The following is a 14,909-nucleotide window of genomic DNA, read 5'->3' as shown; positions in this document are numbered from 1 at the left end:
TGGGAAATATCCCAAAAAGGGTTCCGGCGTGCCCCTCGCCGCCGCGCGACGGGCGTGCAATGGCGTAAAATGAACGAGGCCAGCCATGATGGCGCTGGCCATCCATACGTTCATTTATTCATTGCAGCACCATCCGGGACATCCTATGAGCAACACCGCCATCCTCGTCGACGGCGCGTTTTTCCTCGCGCGTTACCGCAAGGTATGGAGCGAGCGCGACGCCAATGACGCCCGCACCGTGGCCAAGACCGTGTTCGGCATGGCACTGGAGCATCTCAAGGCGCTCGACCGTCCGCGCGAATCCTTGTACCGCATTTTTTTCTACGATTGCCCGCCGCTGGAAAAGCGCTTCGTGCGGCCGATCAGTGGCGAGAGCATCGATTTCGGCCGCACCCCCGCCGCGGAGTTTCGCCGTGACCTGCACGACCAGCTGCGCCGCCAGCGCAAGATGGCGCTGCGCCTGGGCCGGCTGGCCGAGCGCGGCGAGTGGAAACTGAAATACCACGCCCTGCAGCAGTTGCGCGACGGCACGCTGGATTCGGACCAGCTCGGCGACGAGCATTTCGAACCGGACATGCGCCAGACCCAGGTCGACATGAAGATCGGCGTCGACATTGCCGCGCTGTCCTACAAGAAGCTGGTGGACCAGATCATCCTGGTCGCCGGCGATGCCGATTTCATTCCGGCGGCGATGCTGGCCCGCGACGAAGGTATCGATTTCATTCTCGATCCGATGTGGCAGGGTATCGCGCCGGATCTGCACGAACACATCGACGGCCTGCAATCGGTGTGTCCGCGGCCGTTCTGAAGCACGCTTGCGGGTTTGCCGAAACGCTTGTCCACCATTTCTGCACGTTGGGGTCGCCACCTTAAGTGGCATCAGGTTCCAGGAGTCGTCCATGAAAAGCTTGTGGGTTGCCGCGGGATGTGCGGTGTGGCTGGCCGTCGCACCGGCCTTGGTGCAAGCGCAGCAGGATCAGCCGGATGGCGAGCTGGTGCCGCCGACCAGTGCCAGCGATTTCACCGCCAGCCAGCTCGACACGGTGCTGGCCGGCACCTGGCGGCCAGCGGCCGATCGGGCGCGTGACGCCTATCGCCATCCCAAGGCCACGCTGCAGTTCTTCGGCATCCAGCCCGACCAGACCGTGGTGGAGATCAATCCTGCCGGCGGCTGGTACAGCGAGATCCTGGCGCCGTTGCTGCGCGACAACGGCGACTACGTGGCCGCCGAGCCCGCGCCATCCGGCGGCGCCGAGGCGAAGCGCAGCGACAGCACGCTGCGCGCGAAATTCGCGGCCAATCCGGCGGTGTACGGCAAGGCGCACATCGTCGAATACGATCCGAAGGCGCCGGTGTTCGGCCCGCCCGGTTCGGCCGATGCGGTGCTGACCTTCCGCAACGTGCACAACTGGGTGCAGGCCGGCACCGCACCGGCGATGTTCAAGGCGTTCTTCGCCGTGCTGCAACCCGGCGGTGTGCTGGGCGTGGTCGACCACCGCGCGCCTGCCGGCGCCACGCTGGCCGCGGTCAAGGGCAGTGGCTACTTGCCCACCTCCTACGTGGTGAAGCTGGCCACGGCGGCCGGCTTCAAGCTGGATGCACGCAGCGAGATCAATGCCAATCCGAAGGACACCAAGGATTACCCCAAGGGCGTGTGGACCTTGCCGCCGACGCTGGCGCTGGGCAGCAAGGATCGGGCGAAGTACCTCGCCATTGGCGAATCCGATCGCATGACGCTGCGCTTTGTGAAGCCGGGGGCGCCGGCTGCGGCCGCTTCCACTGCCGTTTCCCCGCTCTGAGCATTCGTTCGGCACGCGCATGCTGATCGCGCTGAACAAGCCGTACGGCGTGTTGTGCCAGTTCACCAGCGACGAGGGTCGTCCGACTCTCGCCGACCATGTGCGGCAGAAAGGCGTTTACGCCGCTGGCCGTCTCGACCACGACAGCGAAGGCCTGTTGCTGCTTACCGACGATGGCCGCCTCGCGCATCGCTTGACCGACCCGCGCCACAAGCAGCCCAAGACCTATCTGGTGCAGGTGGATGGTGCCGTCACCGATGAAGCCGTGGCGGCGTTGCGTCGCGGCGTGTTGCTGAAGGATGGTCCCACGCTTCCCGCCGGCGCCGAGCACGCGGCCGAGCCGGACTGGTTGTGGCCGCGCGATCCGCCGGTGCGCTATCGCAAGAGCATTCCCACCAGCTGGCTGTCGATCACCCTGCGCGAAGGCCGCAACCGCCAGGTGCGGCGGATGACCGCTGCCGTGGGGTTTCCCACCTTGCGGCTGATCCGGGTGCGGATCGGGGCGTATGCGCTGGATGGCTTGGCGCCGGGGGAGACGCGGGTGCTGGCCGGGTGAGGGTTTGCCCGTGAAGCAGGTGTCTCACTGGATTCCGGCCTGCGCCGGGATGACGAGTCGGAGAGGTGGTCGCTGCCAGAAATGGAGTCGCCCCCTTGTTGCACCTCGCGCAAGCGGCGTGGGCATTCACTCTCGAAGGACATCCCAGGATTATTCCGGACAGCAGTGAGCCTGCGCCGGAATGACGGTGGAGAGAGGGCGTTGCGTAGCATCGAGGATCGCCGCAACCGCCGTCACGCCAGTCCGAAGAACGCCTCTGCCGTGACCGTGCTGTTCGCCGCGGTGACCTCGACAGCCTCACCCCGATCGCGGGCGATTTCCTCGCAGATGTGCTTCAGGTACATGGGTTCGTTGCGGCGGTGGCTGGGCTGCGGGCGTACTGTGCGCGGCAACAAATAAGGGGAGTCGGTCTCGATCATCAGTCGGTTGGCGGGAATCTCGCGCACGAATTCGCGCAGATGGGAGCCGCGGCGTTCGTCGCAGATCCAGCCGGTGATGCCGATGTGGCAGTCCAGCGCGAGGTAGTCGTGCAGGGCCTCGCGGGTGTCGGTGAAGCAATGCACCACCATCGCCGGCACGCGGTCGCGCCAGCGGCGCAGCAGGGCCAGGAAGTCCTCGTGGGCATCGCGCTGGTGCAGGAACAGCGGCTTGCCCAGTTCCGCGGCGATGGCCAGTTGCCGCTCGAATGCCGCCAGTTGCGCCTCGCGCGGCGAGAGATGGCGGAAATAGTCCAGTCCGGCTTCGCCCACCGCGCGCACTTCCGGTTTGCGCGCCAGTTCGCGCAGGCGGGCATCCACGGCATCGTCATACTCCGCCGCATGGTGCGGATGCACACCCGCGGTGGCGTACAGCAACCCTGGGTGCGCGCGCGCCAGCAGCAGCGCTTCCTCGCTGCCTTCGCGCGAGGCGCCGGTGACGACCATGCGCGCCACCCCATGGTTCCGCGCACGCGCCAGCACATCGTCGAAATCGTGACGGAAGGATTCGTGCGTGAGATTGGCGCCGATGTCGATGAGCTGCATGGGGAACCCAATGAAAACAGGTATTGTCCCAGACCCATGGCTGTCGGCAAGCCTGGCGTCCAGGCTGAACGCCAGGCGGGTTGGGGGCAATTGCGTGTCACGGTTGCGATGTCGTGCTCGCCTGCCGCTTGGCCAATGTGTTACCTATGATGGTTCGCCGTGGCACGTCGGGGGGCGGGCACGGTCGGGGAAGTGTTTTACTGGCAGTCGCGATTCACAAGCGGGGTGGCATATGTCGGCAGTCGTGCAGCCGGCGCAGGATGGGGGACGGGCGGTCGTGGATGACCGCGAAACGGCAGTGTGCGCGCTGCTGGTTGCCCGTGGGCGCCTGAAGGACAACGATCTGGCGCGTGCGCGTCGATTGCACGAGGAATCGCCCGACGGCACGCTGACCGCGCTGCTGGCGCGCCTGGGGCTGGTTTCCGAGCGCGATCTGGCCGAGGCCTGGTCGGAACTGCTCGACGCACCGCTGCTGGTCGCCAAGGAAGCGCCGGAGTTGCCGCCGGCCGAACTGGACCTTTCCGTGCGTTTCCTCAAGCAGCAGCACGTGGTGCCGCTGCGCGACGGCGACGACGGGCTGGCGCTGGCGGTGGCCGATCCGGCCGACCCGTATCCGCTGCAGGCGGTGTGCCTGGCTGCCGGCAAGCCGGTGGCGCTGCGCGTGGGCTTGCGTTCGGAGATCGATGACCTGATCGAGCGCTATTACGGCTCCGGCCGCTCGGCGATGGGCACCATCGTGGAGAACCTCGACGGCAGCACCAACGTGGAAGACGACGTCGAACACCTGCGCGACCTCGCCTCCGAGGCGCCGGTGATCCGGCTGGTCAACCTGATCCTGCAGCGCGCGGTCGAACAGCGCGCGTCCGACGTGCACATCGAGCCGTTCGAGAACCGGCTGAAGGTGCGCTACCGCATCGACGGCGTGCTGCATGAGGTGGAAGCGCCGCCGTCCAGTTCCACCGCGGCGGTGATCTCGCGCGTGAAGATCATGGCCAAGCTCAACATCGCCGAACGCCGCCTGCCGCAGGACGGGCGCATCCAGTTGCGCGTGCAGGGCAAGGAACTGGACCTGCGCGTGTCCACGGTGCCGACCAGCTTCGGCGAGTCGGTGGTGATGCGTATCCTCGATCGCGAATCGGTGGTGTTCGACTTCGCTTCGCTCGGTTTCACCGACAATTTCCAGCAGCGCTTCGTCGACGTGCTGGATCGGCCGCACGGCATCCTGCTGGTCACCGGCCCCACCGGCTCGGGCAAGACCACCACGCTGTACACCGCGCTGTCGCAGATCAATACGCCCGACGTGAAGATCATCACCGTCGAAGACCCGGTCGAGTACCAGATCGAGGGCATCAACCAGATCCAGGTGAAGCCGCAGATCGGGCTGGATTTCGCCGGTGCGCTGCGCTCGATCGTGCGCCAGGATCCGGACGTGATCATGATCGGCGAAATGCGCGACCTGGAAACCTGTCGCATCGCGATCCAGTCCGCGCTGACCGGCCATCTGGTGCTGTCCACGCTGCACACCAACAGCGCGGCCGGCGGCATCACCCGCATGCTCGACATGGGCGTGGAGGATTACCTGCTCGGTTCCACCGTCAACGGCATCCTGGCGCAGCGACTGGTGCGCCGGCTCGATCCGGAAACGGCGATTCCGTACGAACCGTCGCCGGAAGTCATCAAGCAGTTCGAGCTGGAGAAATACACCGACGAACGCCCTATCCGCCTGTGGAAGCCCGGCAGCAGCACGGCCAACCCCACCGGCTACCGTGGCCGCCGCGCGATCATGGAATTCCTGGTGATGAGCGATCCGCTGCGCCGGCTGGTGATGCAGAAGGCCGACGCCGGCGAGATCGAGAAGCAGTCGCGCGCCGAAGGCATGCGCACCATGTACGAAGACGGCATCGCCAAGGCCGTGGCCGGCGTCACCACCCTCGAGGAGGTGCTGCGTGTCACGCAGGAAGGCTGACGTGTTTTCTCCCTCTCCCCGCCGGGGTGAGGGGCGGGTGCTCGCGAGAGTGTCTGTTCGTGCGGCATCGCTCTTGGCGAGTTCATCGCGAGCACCCGCCCCTCACCTCAATCCTCTCCCCAAAGGGGAGAGGAGGTTAAAGGCGTGAGCCAGTTCCGCTACAAGGCCGTCAGTGCCGCCGGTGAAACACTGCAAGGCCAGATGGAAGCGGCCAGCATCGAGGAAGTGATCGGTCATCTGCAGGACCAGGGCCACATCCCGCTGGAAGCACAGCCGGCGGATACGGCGGGTGGCGGTTCCGGCTTTGCCGCGTTGTTCGCGCGTGGCCCGTTCACCGGCGACCAGCTCGCCCAGTTCACCCACCAGCTGGCGACCCTGCTTGGCGCCGGCCAGCCGCTGGATCGTGCACTGGGCATCCTGCTCGACCTGCCCGAGGGCGAGCGCGCGAAGAAGCTGATCGAGCGCGTGCGCGATCGCGTGCGCGGCGGCACGCCGCTGTCGCAGGCGCTGGAAGAGGAACACGGCGTGTTCCCCAAGTTGTATATCTCGCTGGTGCGCGCGGGCGAGGCGGGTGGCTCGCTGGAAGAAACCCTGCGCCGGCTCGCCGATTACCTGGAACGTTCGCAGCAATTGCGCGGCACCATCATCAATGCGCTGATCTATCCGGCCTTCCTGATGGTGGGCGTGCTCGGTTCGCTGGTGTTGCTGCTGGCTTACGTGGTGCCGCAGTTCGTGCCGATCTTCCAGGACATGCAAGTGCCGATTCCGTGGATCACCCGCGCCGTGCTGGCGTTGGGCAATTCGCTGCAGGCGTGGTGGTGGCTGATCCTGATCGTGCTGGTCGGTGGCGTGTTCGTGTGGCGTGCGCGCATGCGCGATCCAGCCTTGCGGCTGGCGTGGCATGCCCGCCTGTTGACCATGAAAGTGGTCGGTCCGCTGTTGCTGAAGGTGGAAACCGCGCGCATCGCGCGCACCCTGGGCACGCTGCTGAAGAACGGTGTGCCGTTGCTGTCGGCGTTGGGCATCGCCCGGCAGGTTACCTCCAATCGCGCACTGGACCAGGCGCTGGTGCAGGCCGCCGAACAGGTGAAGGATGGCGGTGGCCTGAGCCTGGCGCTGGCGCAGGCGAAACACTTTCCGCGGCTGGCGATCCAGATGGTGCAGGTGGGCGAGGAGGCGGGCCAGCTCGACACCATGCTGCTGAAGGTGGCCGACACCTTCGAACTGGAATCACGCCGCAGCATCGATCGCCTGCTGGCCGCGCTGGTGCCGGCGCTGACCATCGTGATGACCGTGCTGGTGGCGATCATCATGGCGGCGATCCTGATGCCGCTGCTCAATCTCACCAACAATATCCAGTGAGCCCGACCACGGGACACACCACCCTTGCGCACCGAAAGGATGCGCACCGAACGGAGAAGCGATCCATGCAGTACCGACAACCGGGTTTCGGAAACAGGCGTCGCAGCCGCGGCTTCACCCTGCTGGAGATGCTGGCGGTGATCGTGCTGATCGGCATCATCGGCACCATCGTGGTGCGTCAGGTCGGCCACAGCGTGGACAAGGGCAAGTACGGCGCGGGCAAGGCACAGCTCACCACACTGGGCCAGGACATCGACAGCTATTCGCTGGACAACGGCAGCCCGCCGCAGAGCCTGGACGCACTGGTGACCAAGCCGGCCAATGCGCCGAACTGGCAGGGCCCGTATGCCAAGGAATCGCAATTGAAGGATCCGTGGGGCCATGCATTCGGTTACCAGTATCCCGGCCAGCATGGCAATTACGACCTGATTTTCTACGGCCAGGACGGTCGCCCGGGTGGCACCGGCTACAACGCCGACGTGGGCAACTGGCAGTAAGCATGGCGTCGATGCCGCCCCGCGCATCCTTGTCTCTCCCTCTATCTACACGGGGGGATCGGGCGCGGTTGTGGCTTTGCGGCAAGACGGCCCCCCTCTCCAGTCCGATGTTCCGTCATCCCGGCGAACGCCGGGATCCAGCGACTTCAGGCTCTGAAGTGCGCAAGGCGCTGGATTCCAGCGTTCGCTGGAATGACGGGCTATTCGCCATGTCGCCAAAGTTCAGGGCATGGCTCTCCAGCGCTTCTTCCGGATCGAGTCCGGAGCAGGCTCGGCGAGCAGAGAAGGGAGCGAAAACGCGGCATTTCCAGCACGGCTTCACCCTGCTCGAAATGCTGGCGGTGATCCTGTTGATCGGCATCGCCGCTTCGGCCGTGGCAATTTCGGTCACGCACGGACTGGCCAGCGCGCGCATCAACGCCGCCAGTGGTGAATTGGCCGCCGCATTGCGCGCCACGCGTGCGCAGGCGATCGTGCACGGTGCACAGCGCAACTTCGTGCTGGACACGCGCGATGCGCGTTATCACGGGGCGAGTGGGCGCGAAGTGCAATTGCCGCACGGCATGCGCGTGGGCATCACCAGCGCCAGCATGGACCAGGGGCGTGATGGCACCGCGCGCATTCGCTTCTTCCCCGACGGCAGCTCCACCGGCGGGCGCATCACCTTGCAGAGCGGGCAGCGGCAATGGCACGTCAACGTGTCGTGGCTGACCGGCGCGGTGAACGTGGTCGATGTGGTGAAACAGCCATGACGGCCATGCTGCAGGCCACGGGCTGGCGACATGATGATTCGCCATGGGCGGGAAGGCGGCTTCGCGCCCGCCGCCAGGGCGGTTTCAGCCTGCTGGAGGTGATCGCCGCGATCCTGCTGCTGGCGATCACCTTCGCCGCGCTGATGCAGGTGGCCGGTGGTGCGATCGGGCTGACCCGCCGCGCTGCGGCGCATGACGAAGCGGCGATGTGGGCACGCAGCAAGCTGGACAGTGCCTTCGTGCTGGACGCCCCGAAGCCGGGCGTCACCGCCGGCCGTTTCGACAAGGATTATCGCTGGCGCCTGCAGGTGACGCCGTGGACCGCGGCAGGGGTGTCGCAAGGCGGCATGATGCGGTTGTATCGGCTCGACCTGGAAGTGATGTGGGGCACGGCATCGCATCCGAATCGCGCGCGCTTCACCACCTTGCGCGCGGCGGTCGTCACGCCGGGAACGTCGTCATGAAGCGCATGGCCGGCTTCACCCTGCTCGAAGTGCTGGCCGCGCTGATGTTGCTGGCGTTCCTGCTGGTGGGCGTGTATTCGGGCATCCACACGGCCACGCGCACCGTGCATGCGGGACAGGCGCGGATCGAGCAGTTCGACCAGATCCGGGCGGCGCAGCACTTCATGCGCAGCGAGTTGGCACAAGCCCTGACGCAACCGATTGCGCACGACGAGCATGGCTTGCCGCTGTACTTTTCCGGCGATGCGCACGAGATGAAGTTCGTGGCGCCGCTGCCCGGTTATCTGGGCCGGCTCGGCCCGCAGTTGCAGCAGTTGAAGCTGGTGCCAGGCGACAACGGCAATCTGCAACTGGAAGCGAGTTTCGCGATCCTGCCGCCGGATGGCAGCGAGCCGGAGCCGTTGGGCGACGCGCAGGTGTTGCTGTCCGGCATTACCAGTGGCGGTTTCGATTATCGCGGACGTGATCGCCAGGGCCACCCCGGCGATTGGCAGGGCGACTGGAAGGACGGTCATCGCCTGCCTTCCCTGGTGAGCATCCACCTGGAACTGGATGGGGGCCGCGACTGGCCGACGCTGCAGACGCCGCTGCGGGTGAATGCCAGCGCCACGCGGGGCGCCAATGATCCGTTGCGTGGCTTGCGCGCGCAGGGGGTGGTGCGATGAAGCGCCATGTGCCGGCACATTCGCAGCGTGGCGTTGCGCTGCTGGTGGTGCTGTGGGCGTGCACGCTGCTGGCGATCCTGCTGGGCGGTTACGCCGCGATGGCGCGCACCGAAGGTCTGCAGGCGCGTTACCAGTTCGAGCAGACCCGCGCGCATTACGCGGCCGAGGCCGGTTTGATGCGCGCGGTTTACGCGCTGCAGGCGCCGGACATGGCCAACCGGTGGACCGCCGACGGACGCAGTTACCCGTTCCGTTTCGATGGGGCTTCGGTAAGCGTGTCGGCCACCGACGAGGGCGGCAAGGTGGATCTGAACACGGCCAAGCCCGAGGTGCTGGTCGGCCTGTTCCGCGCCGCCGGCGAAAACGACAGCCGGGCTGCCGCGCTGGCCAAGGCGGTGGTGGAGTGGCGCAGCTTCGCGATCAGCAATGAACAGAAGGCGCAGCGCAAGGCCGCCTATGTCGCGGCGGGGCGCAGCTATGGCCCGCGCAACGGTGCGTTCGCCAGCGTGCAGGAAGTGCAGATGGTGCTGGGCATGACGCCGGCGCTGTATGCCAGGGTATCCCCGGTGCTGACGATCTGGTCCGGACGACCCAGTCCCGATCCGGCCACCGCGCCACCGCTGGTGCTGGCTGCGCTGGGCATGACGCCGGACGCCGTGCGCGCGGCGCTGGCCAAGCGCGCCGCCGCCGATGCGCACGCGTCGGGCTTGGCTGGCGGTGGTGGGGTAACGCATAGTATTCGTTCGGTCGCGGTGCTGGCCGATGGAACACGCGCCGTATTGCGCGCCACGGTGCGGTCGCAGGTGGCCCAGCCCGGTTCGTCGGGCTTTGCCGTGCTGCGCTGGCAGGAGGGGAATGGAGAATGAATGCCGCATCGCAATCGCTGCGTCCGCAGCTCGATCGCTTGCGCCGGGCCTGGCGCGGCTCGCCGTTGCCGGGCTTTTTCGCCTGGTGGGGCGGCGAGCTGCGCAACCTGTTGCCGGTGCGCTGGCGCATGCTGTTCGGCGGCGGCGCGGTTTGGCATCTGCTGCAACACGACGACGGGCAGTGGGTTCTGCGTCGTGCCGGTGATCCCGCGCCCTTGGCGCGCTGGGATGACAGCCTGGATGCCCCGGCCCAGCAGGCGGCATTGAGCGGTGCCACCGTCGGCACCGCGCCGCAGGATCTGCGCCTGGCGTTGTGCCTGAGCCCTGACGCGGCGCTGCGCCGGCGCTTGCCGTTGCCGCTGGCGGCGCGCGACAACCTGCGCCAGGTCGGTGCCTTCGAGATGGACCGGCAGACCCCGTTCCGCGTGGAGCAGGTGCATTACGACATTCGCGAATGTGCCGGTGCCGCACCGACGGGGCGCTTCAACGCCGAGCTGGTGGCGGTGCCGCGCGGCTTGCTCGATGCGCAGTTGCAGCGCCTGCGCGAGGCCGGTATCGCGGTCGATGCGGTGGATCTGTCCGAGGGCGCGAGCCGGCTTGGCGTGAACCTGCTGCCGCGCGAAAACGCGCGCGTGCGGCACGATCCGCGACGGCGACTGAATCTGGCGCTGGCCGGTGGCATCGTGCTGTTGCTGCTGCTGTGCCTGGGCCAGTGGTTGCACAACCGCGAGGATGCGCTGGCCAGCATGCAGGCGCAGGTCGACAGCATGCGCGGCCAGGCACAACGGGTCGCTTTGTTGCGCCGGCAATTGCAGGACAACGCGGGCGCCGCCGGTTTCCTGGTCCAGCGCAAGGCGCAGACCATCACCGTGCTGGATGTGCTGCAGGAGCTCACCGCGCGCCTGCCCGATGACACCTGGCTGGAACGCTTCACCCTCGACAGCAGCGGACACATCGGCTTCCAGGGCCAGAGTGCAAAAGCGGCGAGCCTGGTCGATGCCCTGCAAAACAGTCGCCTGATCGCCAATCCCGGTTTCCAGGGCGTGATCCAGCGCGATCCGTCCACCGGCAAGGAACGCTTCTACATGGTCGCGCAAGTGCAAGCGCCCGCCGCCACGAAACCCGCCGGGGCGACATCGACCGCGCCGAAGGCTTCGCCATGAAGCTCAAGCCGCTCAAGCCCGTCGAAAGTCGCATCGCGGCGATCCTGCTGTTGCTGGTCGCGCTGGCGCTGGCGTATCTGGTGTTGTTGCACTGGTGGTTCGTGGCGCCGCTGCAAAGCGTGAGTGGGGCGATGGACGACCTGCGTCTGACCCAGGCGCGCTATGCCGCCACGATCGCCGAGCAGCCGCAACTGGAACAACGACTGGCCTCGCTCGGCCAGGGCCAGGCGGACAGCCACGCCTTCCTGCCCGAGCGCGATCCCAGCGCGGCGGCGGCCGGGCTGATGCAGCGCGTGGTCGATGATGCCGCGGCGCATGCGCAGGACGGCAGTTGCGAGGTCACCCAGAAGATGCCGGTGCCGGATTCGCCGAACCAGAACGATGGACCGTATCGCCGCGTGTCGGTGAGCATCAGCCTGCGTTGCGGCATGCGTCCGCTGGTCGACCTGCTGTACACGCTGGAACACGGCACGCCGTACCTGTTCGTGAGCGATTTCAGCCTTTACCGCAACCCGGTGGCGGCCCAGGACAAGGGCGCCGGCGGCATGCTGGAAGTGCAGTTCACGCTGTACGGCTACGTGCGTGGCGCGGCGCCTGCGGGAACACCCGCGACCCGCAGCGAACCGGACGGGGAGGACGCGTCATGAACGCTGCCACCCAACGTCGACTGACGCCGTGGCTGATCGGTGGCGTGGTGATCCTGGGCGCGGTTTTGCTGGCGTTGCTGTCCGGTGTCGGGCGTGACGTGCGCTGGAGCCCGCCGCACCGCGCCGCGCCGCTGCCGCCCGCGCGCAAGGTGGCGCTGCCGGCACCGCCGTTGCTCGACAGCTATGCCGCGGTGTGGCAACACCCGTTGTTCAACAGCGACCGCAAGCCGATCATGGATGATGCCGGTGGCGCGCACGTCAGCCTGGGCGACCTCGAACTCACCGGCATCATTCTCACGCCCGGCCTGCGCATGGCGTTGCTGCGCGACAAGAGTGCAGGCGACAAGGCCGATGCGACGGAAGTGCGCGTGCGCCAGGGCGATTCATTGCCCGATGGCAGCTGGAAACTGATCGGGCTGAAGCCGCGCTCGGCCGTGTTCGCCTCGGCCACCGGGCGTACCGTGCTGGACTTGCCGGCGGGTGCACCGATCGACGCACCGGCCACCGGCGCCTCGGCCGCGCCAGCGTCACCGGGTCGCCAGCCGCAGGCGCGCGCAGCCGAGCACATGCATCAGGTCAACGCGCCGATGTCGATGCGTGGCCCGCATGCCGCCCCACCCGCCATTCCACCCCCGCCGCAGGGCGCGCAACTGCAGCGCATGCTCAAGCTCAAGGCCGCCATTCTCAAACAGCGGGCCCGGGAACACCGGGCCGACGACGGAGTACATTGATTCATGCCTCGCACGTCCATGCATCCGCTTCTTCGTGTCGGCGCCGTCGCGCTGGCTGTCCTGCTTGCCGGCTGTGCCAGCATGCCCCGGCCTCATGACGACGGTGCGCTGCAGCGCGAGGCCATGGCCGGCACCGAGCTGCCGCCGCCGGCACCGTTGCCGCTGGATCACAATCCACCAACCTCGGGGGCGGCGCCTGCGCCGCAGATCAGCCGCGGCAGCGGCCGGTTCATCCGTCCCACCGCGCTGGCGCATCCGCGCAAGGCGGCCAGTGGCAGCGGTGCGGTTACTTTCAACTTCGAGAACCAGCCGGTGCAGGCGGTGGTGAAGGCGATCCTCGGCGATCTGCTCAAGCAGAACTACACCATCGTGCCGGGCGTGCAGGGCAACATCTCGTTCTCCACCTCCGAACCGGTGGAGTCCAGCCAGGCGCTGCCGATTCTGGAAACGCTGCTGTCGTGGACCAACAACGCGCTGGTGCGCCGCGACGGCGGCTACGTGGTGATGCCGGAGAAGGACGCCACCGCCGGCAACCTGGTGCCCAGCCTGGGTGCGCCTGCGCCGATGGCCGGCCTGCAGGCGCGGCTGTTTCCGCTGCACTACATCTCGGCGACCGAGATGCAGAAACTGCTGAAGCCGTTTGCGCGACCAAGCTCGATCCTGCTGGCCGATCCGGCGCGCAACCTGATCGTGTTGTCCGGTACGCCCGATGAGCTGGACAACTATGCGCGCACCATCCGCACCTTCGACGTGGACTGGCTGCGCGGCATGTCGGTGGGCGTGTTCAACCTGCAGCATGCCGGCGTGGACGAGGTGATGCCGCAGCTGGACAAGATGTTCGGTCCGAAGGGTGACACGCCGCTGGCCGGCATGCTGCGCTTCATCCCGATCAAGCGCACCAATGCGCTGGTGGTGATCAGCACGCAGCCGAACTACGTCAACGAGGTCGGCCAGTGGATCACCAAGATCGACCAGGGCGGCGGCAACCAGCCGCAGCTGTATGTGTATGACGTGCGCAACATCAAGGCCTCGGACCTGGCCAAGTACCTGGCGCAGATCTACACCAACAGCGGCGGTGGTGGTGGCGACAACGGTGGCAAGGTGGGCCCCGGGTTGGCGTCCGGTTCGCTTGGCCTGGGCAACAATGCGAATGGCTCGGCCAGCGGCATGGGCAGCAGCGCGGGCAGCTTCGGCAGCTCCACCACGTCAGGCGGTTTTGGCGGTTCGTCGGCGGAGGGCGGCAGTGGCCTGGGTGGCCGCACCGGCGGTTCGGGTAGCAGTTTCGGGGGCGGTGCCGGCGGTGGCATGAGTGGCGGCATGCCCGCGATGGGCAATGGTGGCAGCGGCAGCAGTGACCAGCAGTACGCCTCGTCCGACGGCAGCATCAAGATCAGCTCGGTGGACAGCAACAACCAATTGCTGGTGCGCGCGCGGCCCTCGCAATGGGCCGAGATCGAGGAGGCGATCAAGAAGCTCGACAACGTGCCGCTGCAAGTGCAGATCGAGACGCGCATCCTGGAAGTGACGCTGCAAGGACAATTCCAGTTCGGCGTGCAGTGGTATCTGGAAGGCTTGACTGGCAGCACGGGCACGCCGGGCAGCTCCAATTTCAAGCCCGGGCAGCCTTACCGGCACCGCCAGATCGGTTTGGGTGCCGGCGGCAATGCATTTACCGGCCAGCCATTCTTCTATTCGTTCCTCAACAGCAAGATGCAGGTGGCGGTCAATGCGATGGAAAGCAACGACAACACCAAGACCTTGTCTGCGCCCTCGCTGGTGGTGCTGAACAATCAGGTAGCGCACATCCAGGTGGGCGACCAGATTCCGATCAACGAAACCTCGTTGGTTGGATTGGGCGGTGATGCCACCACGACCGCGAGCCAGGTGCAGTACATGGATACGGGCGTGATCCTGAACGTGCAGCCGCGGGTGAATCCGGGTGGCTTGGTGTACTTGAACGTGCAGCAGCAGGTGAGTACGCCGGGTGCCCAGAATGCGCAGGGCAACTACACCATTTCGCAGCGCGCGATCGGTACCCAGGTGGCGGTGCAGAGTGGCCAGACGGTGTTGCTGGGTGGTTTGATCGAACAGAACAATGACACCAACGACACCGGCATTCCCGGGCTGAACCGCATCCCGGTGCTGGGGCGGCTGTTCGGCTCCACCAACCGGACCCGCAAGCGCACCGAGCTGATCGTGCTGATCACGCCGCGGGTGATCCGCAACAGCAGCGAGGCACGCGAGATCACCGACGATTACCAGCGCGAGTTCGAATCGCTGGCACCGTTGCGTGCGGCCAGGGCGAAGGACGCGGCGCAGACCATGCCGGTGCATTGAGCCAGCCGCTTTGCCTGTAGGAGCGCACCCTGTGCGCGATGCTTTCAAGAGCCATCGCGCACAGGGTGCGCTCCTACCTCTG

The 14,909-nt window shown here is 66.7% G+C and carries 15 protein-coding genes; 14 read left to right on the top strand and 1 reads right to left on the bottom strand.

Features of this window, described 5'->3' with window-relative positions:
* The first annotated feature begins 145 nt into the window (after window positions 1-145).
* From BMY90_RS03150 to BMY90_RS03140, 3 genes are all read left to right on the top strand, one after another.
* Window positions 146-808 (top strand): NYN domain-containing protein, encoded by a 663-nt coding sequence (locus tag BMY90_RS03150; protein WP_092701805.1) that lies wholly within the window; start codon window positions 146-148, stop codon window positions 806-808.
* A gap of 91 nt (window positions 809-899) precedes the next feature.
* Window positions 900-1,799 carry a class I SAM-dependent methyltransferase gene (locus tag BMY90_RS03145; protein ID WP_092701421.1) on the top strand — a complete coding sequence of 300 codons (900 nt, stop codon included), beginning with the start codon at window positions 900-902 and terminating at the stop codon, window positions 1,797-1,799.
* 19 nt (window positions 1,800-1,818) lie between these two features.
* Window positions 1,819-2,355, top strand: coding sequence for a pseudouridine synthase (locus BMY90_RS03140; protein ID WP_037098263.1), 537 nt, complete (start codon window positions 1,819-1,821; stop codon window positions 2,353-2,355).
* Window positions 2,356-2,588: 233 nt separating this feature from the next.
* Here the strand turns inward: BMY90_RS03140 and BMY90_RS03135 are convergent, their stop codons facing one another.
* The gene (locus tag BMY90_RS03135; RefSeq protein ID WP_092701418.1) at window positions 2,589-3,377 is read right to left on the bottom strand and encodes a TatD family hydrolase; all 789 of its coding nucleotides are present in this window, start codon (window positions 3,375-3,377) and stop codon (window positions 2,589-2,591) included.
* A gap of 232 nt (window positions 3,378-3,609) precedes the next feature.
* Here BMY90_RS03135 and gspE point away from each other — a divergent pair, with 232 nt between their 5' ends.
* The 11 genes from gspE to gspD all read left to right on the top strand — a co-directional run bounded on the left by gspE (window position 3,610) and on the right by gspD (window position 14,827).
* Window positions 3,610-5,343 carry a type II secretion system ATPase GspE gene (gspE, locus tag BMY90_RS03130; protein ID WP_092701416.1) on the top strand — a complete coding sequence of 578 codons (1,734 nt, stop codon included), beginning with the start codon at window positions 3,610-3,612 and terminating at the stop codon, window positions 5,341-5,343.
* Window positions 5,344-5,487: 144 nt separating this feature from the next.
* Entirely contained in the window at window positions 5,488-6,705 is a 1,218-nt protein-coding gene (gene gspF, locus BMY90_RS03125; protein ID WP_092701413.1) for a type II secretion system inner membrane protein GspF, read from the top strand.
* Window positions 6,706-6,770: 65 nt separating this feature from the next.
* Window positions 6,771-7,202 (top strand): type II secretion system major pseudopilin GspG, encoded by a 432-nt coding sequence (gspG, locus tag BMY90_RS03120; protein ID WP_092701410.1) that lies wholly within the window; start codon window positions 6,771-6,773, stop codon window positions 7,200-7,202.
* Window positions 7,203-7,411: 209 nt separating this feature from the next.
* Window positions 7,412-7,954, top strand: coding sequence for a GspH/FimT family pseudopilin (locus BMY90_RS03115; RefSeq protein WP_092701803.1), 543 nt, complete (start codon window positions 7,412-7,414; stop codon window positions 7,952-7,954).
* On the top strand, window positions 7,951-8,418 hold the full coding sequence (locus BMY90_RS03110) for a type IV pilus modification PilV family protein (RefSeq protein ID WP_092701407.1): 468 nt from the start codon (window positions 7,951-7,953) through the stop codon (window positions 8,416-8,418). Before BMY90_RS03115 ends, BMY90_RS03110 begins: the two co-directional genes overlap by 4 nt.
* Window positions 8,415-9,083, top strand: coding sequence for a prepilin-type N-terminal cleavage/methylation domain-containing protein (locus BMY90_RS03105; protein WP_092701404.1), 669 nt, complete (start codon window positions 8,415-8,417; stop codon window positions 9,081-9,083). The genes BMY90_RS03110 and BMY90_RS03105 overlap by 4 nt, the downstream gene beginning before the upstream one ends.
* The gene (locus BMY90_RS03100; RefSeq protein WP_092701401.1) at window positions 9,080-9,949 is read left to right on the top strand and encodes a type II secretion system minor pseudopilin; all 870 of its coding nucleotides are present in this window, start codon (window positions 9,080-9,082) and stop codon (window positions 9,947-9,949) included. The genes BMY90_RS03105 and BMY90_RS03100 overlap by 4 nt, the downstream gene beginning before the upstream one ends.
* Complete coding sequence (locus tag BMY90_RS03095; RefSeq protein ID WP_092701398.1) at window positions 9,946-11,112, top strand: PilN domain-containing protein; 1,167 nt, start codon at window positions 9,946-9,948, stop codon at window positions 11,110-11,112. Before BMY90_RS03100 ends, BMY90_RS03095 begins: the two co-directional genes overlap by 4 nt.
* On the top strand, window positions 11,109-11,759 hold the full coding sequence (gspM, locus tag BMY90_RS03090; RefSeq protein ID WP_092701395.1) for a type II secretion system protein GspM: 651 nt from the start codon (window positions 11,109-11,111) through the stop codon (window positions 11,757-11,759). Before BMY90_RS03095 ends, gspM begins: the two co-directional genes overlap by 4 nt.
* Window positions 11,756-12,490, top strand: a complete 735-nt coding sequence (locus tag BMY90_RS03085; protein WP_092701392.1) for a hypothetical protein — start codon at window positions 11,756-11,758, stop codon at window positions 12,488-12,490. Before gspM ends, BMY90_RS03085 begins: the two co-directional genes overlap by 4 nt.
* 3 nt (window positions 12,491-12,493) lie before the next feature.
* Window positions 12,494-14,827, top strand: coding sequence for a type II secretion system secretin GspD (gspD, locus tag BMY90_RS03080; protein ID WP_425438639.1), 2,334 nt, complete (start codon window positions 12,494-12,496; stop codon window positions 14,825-14,827).
* Window positions 14,828-14,909: the final 82 nt, after the last annotated feature.

The sequence above is a fragment of the Rhodanobacter glycinis genome (assembly GCF_900114325.1).
Lineage (GTDB): Bacteria > Pseudomonadota > Gammaproteobacteria > Xanthomonadales > Rhodanobacteraceae > Rhodanobacter_A > Rhodanobacter_A glycinis.
This window is presented reverse-complemented; position numbering and strand designations above follow the sequence as displayed.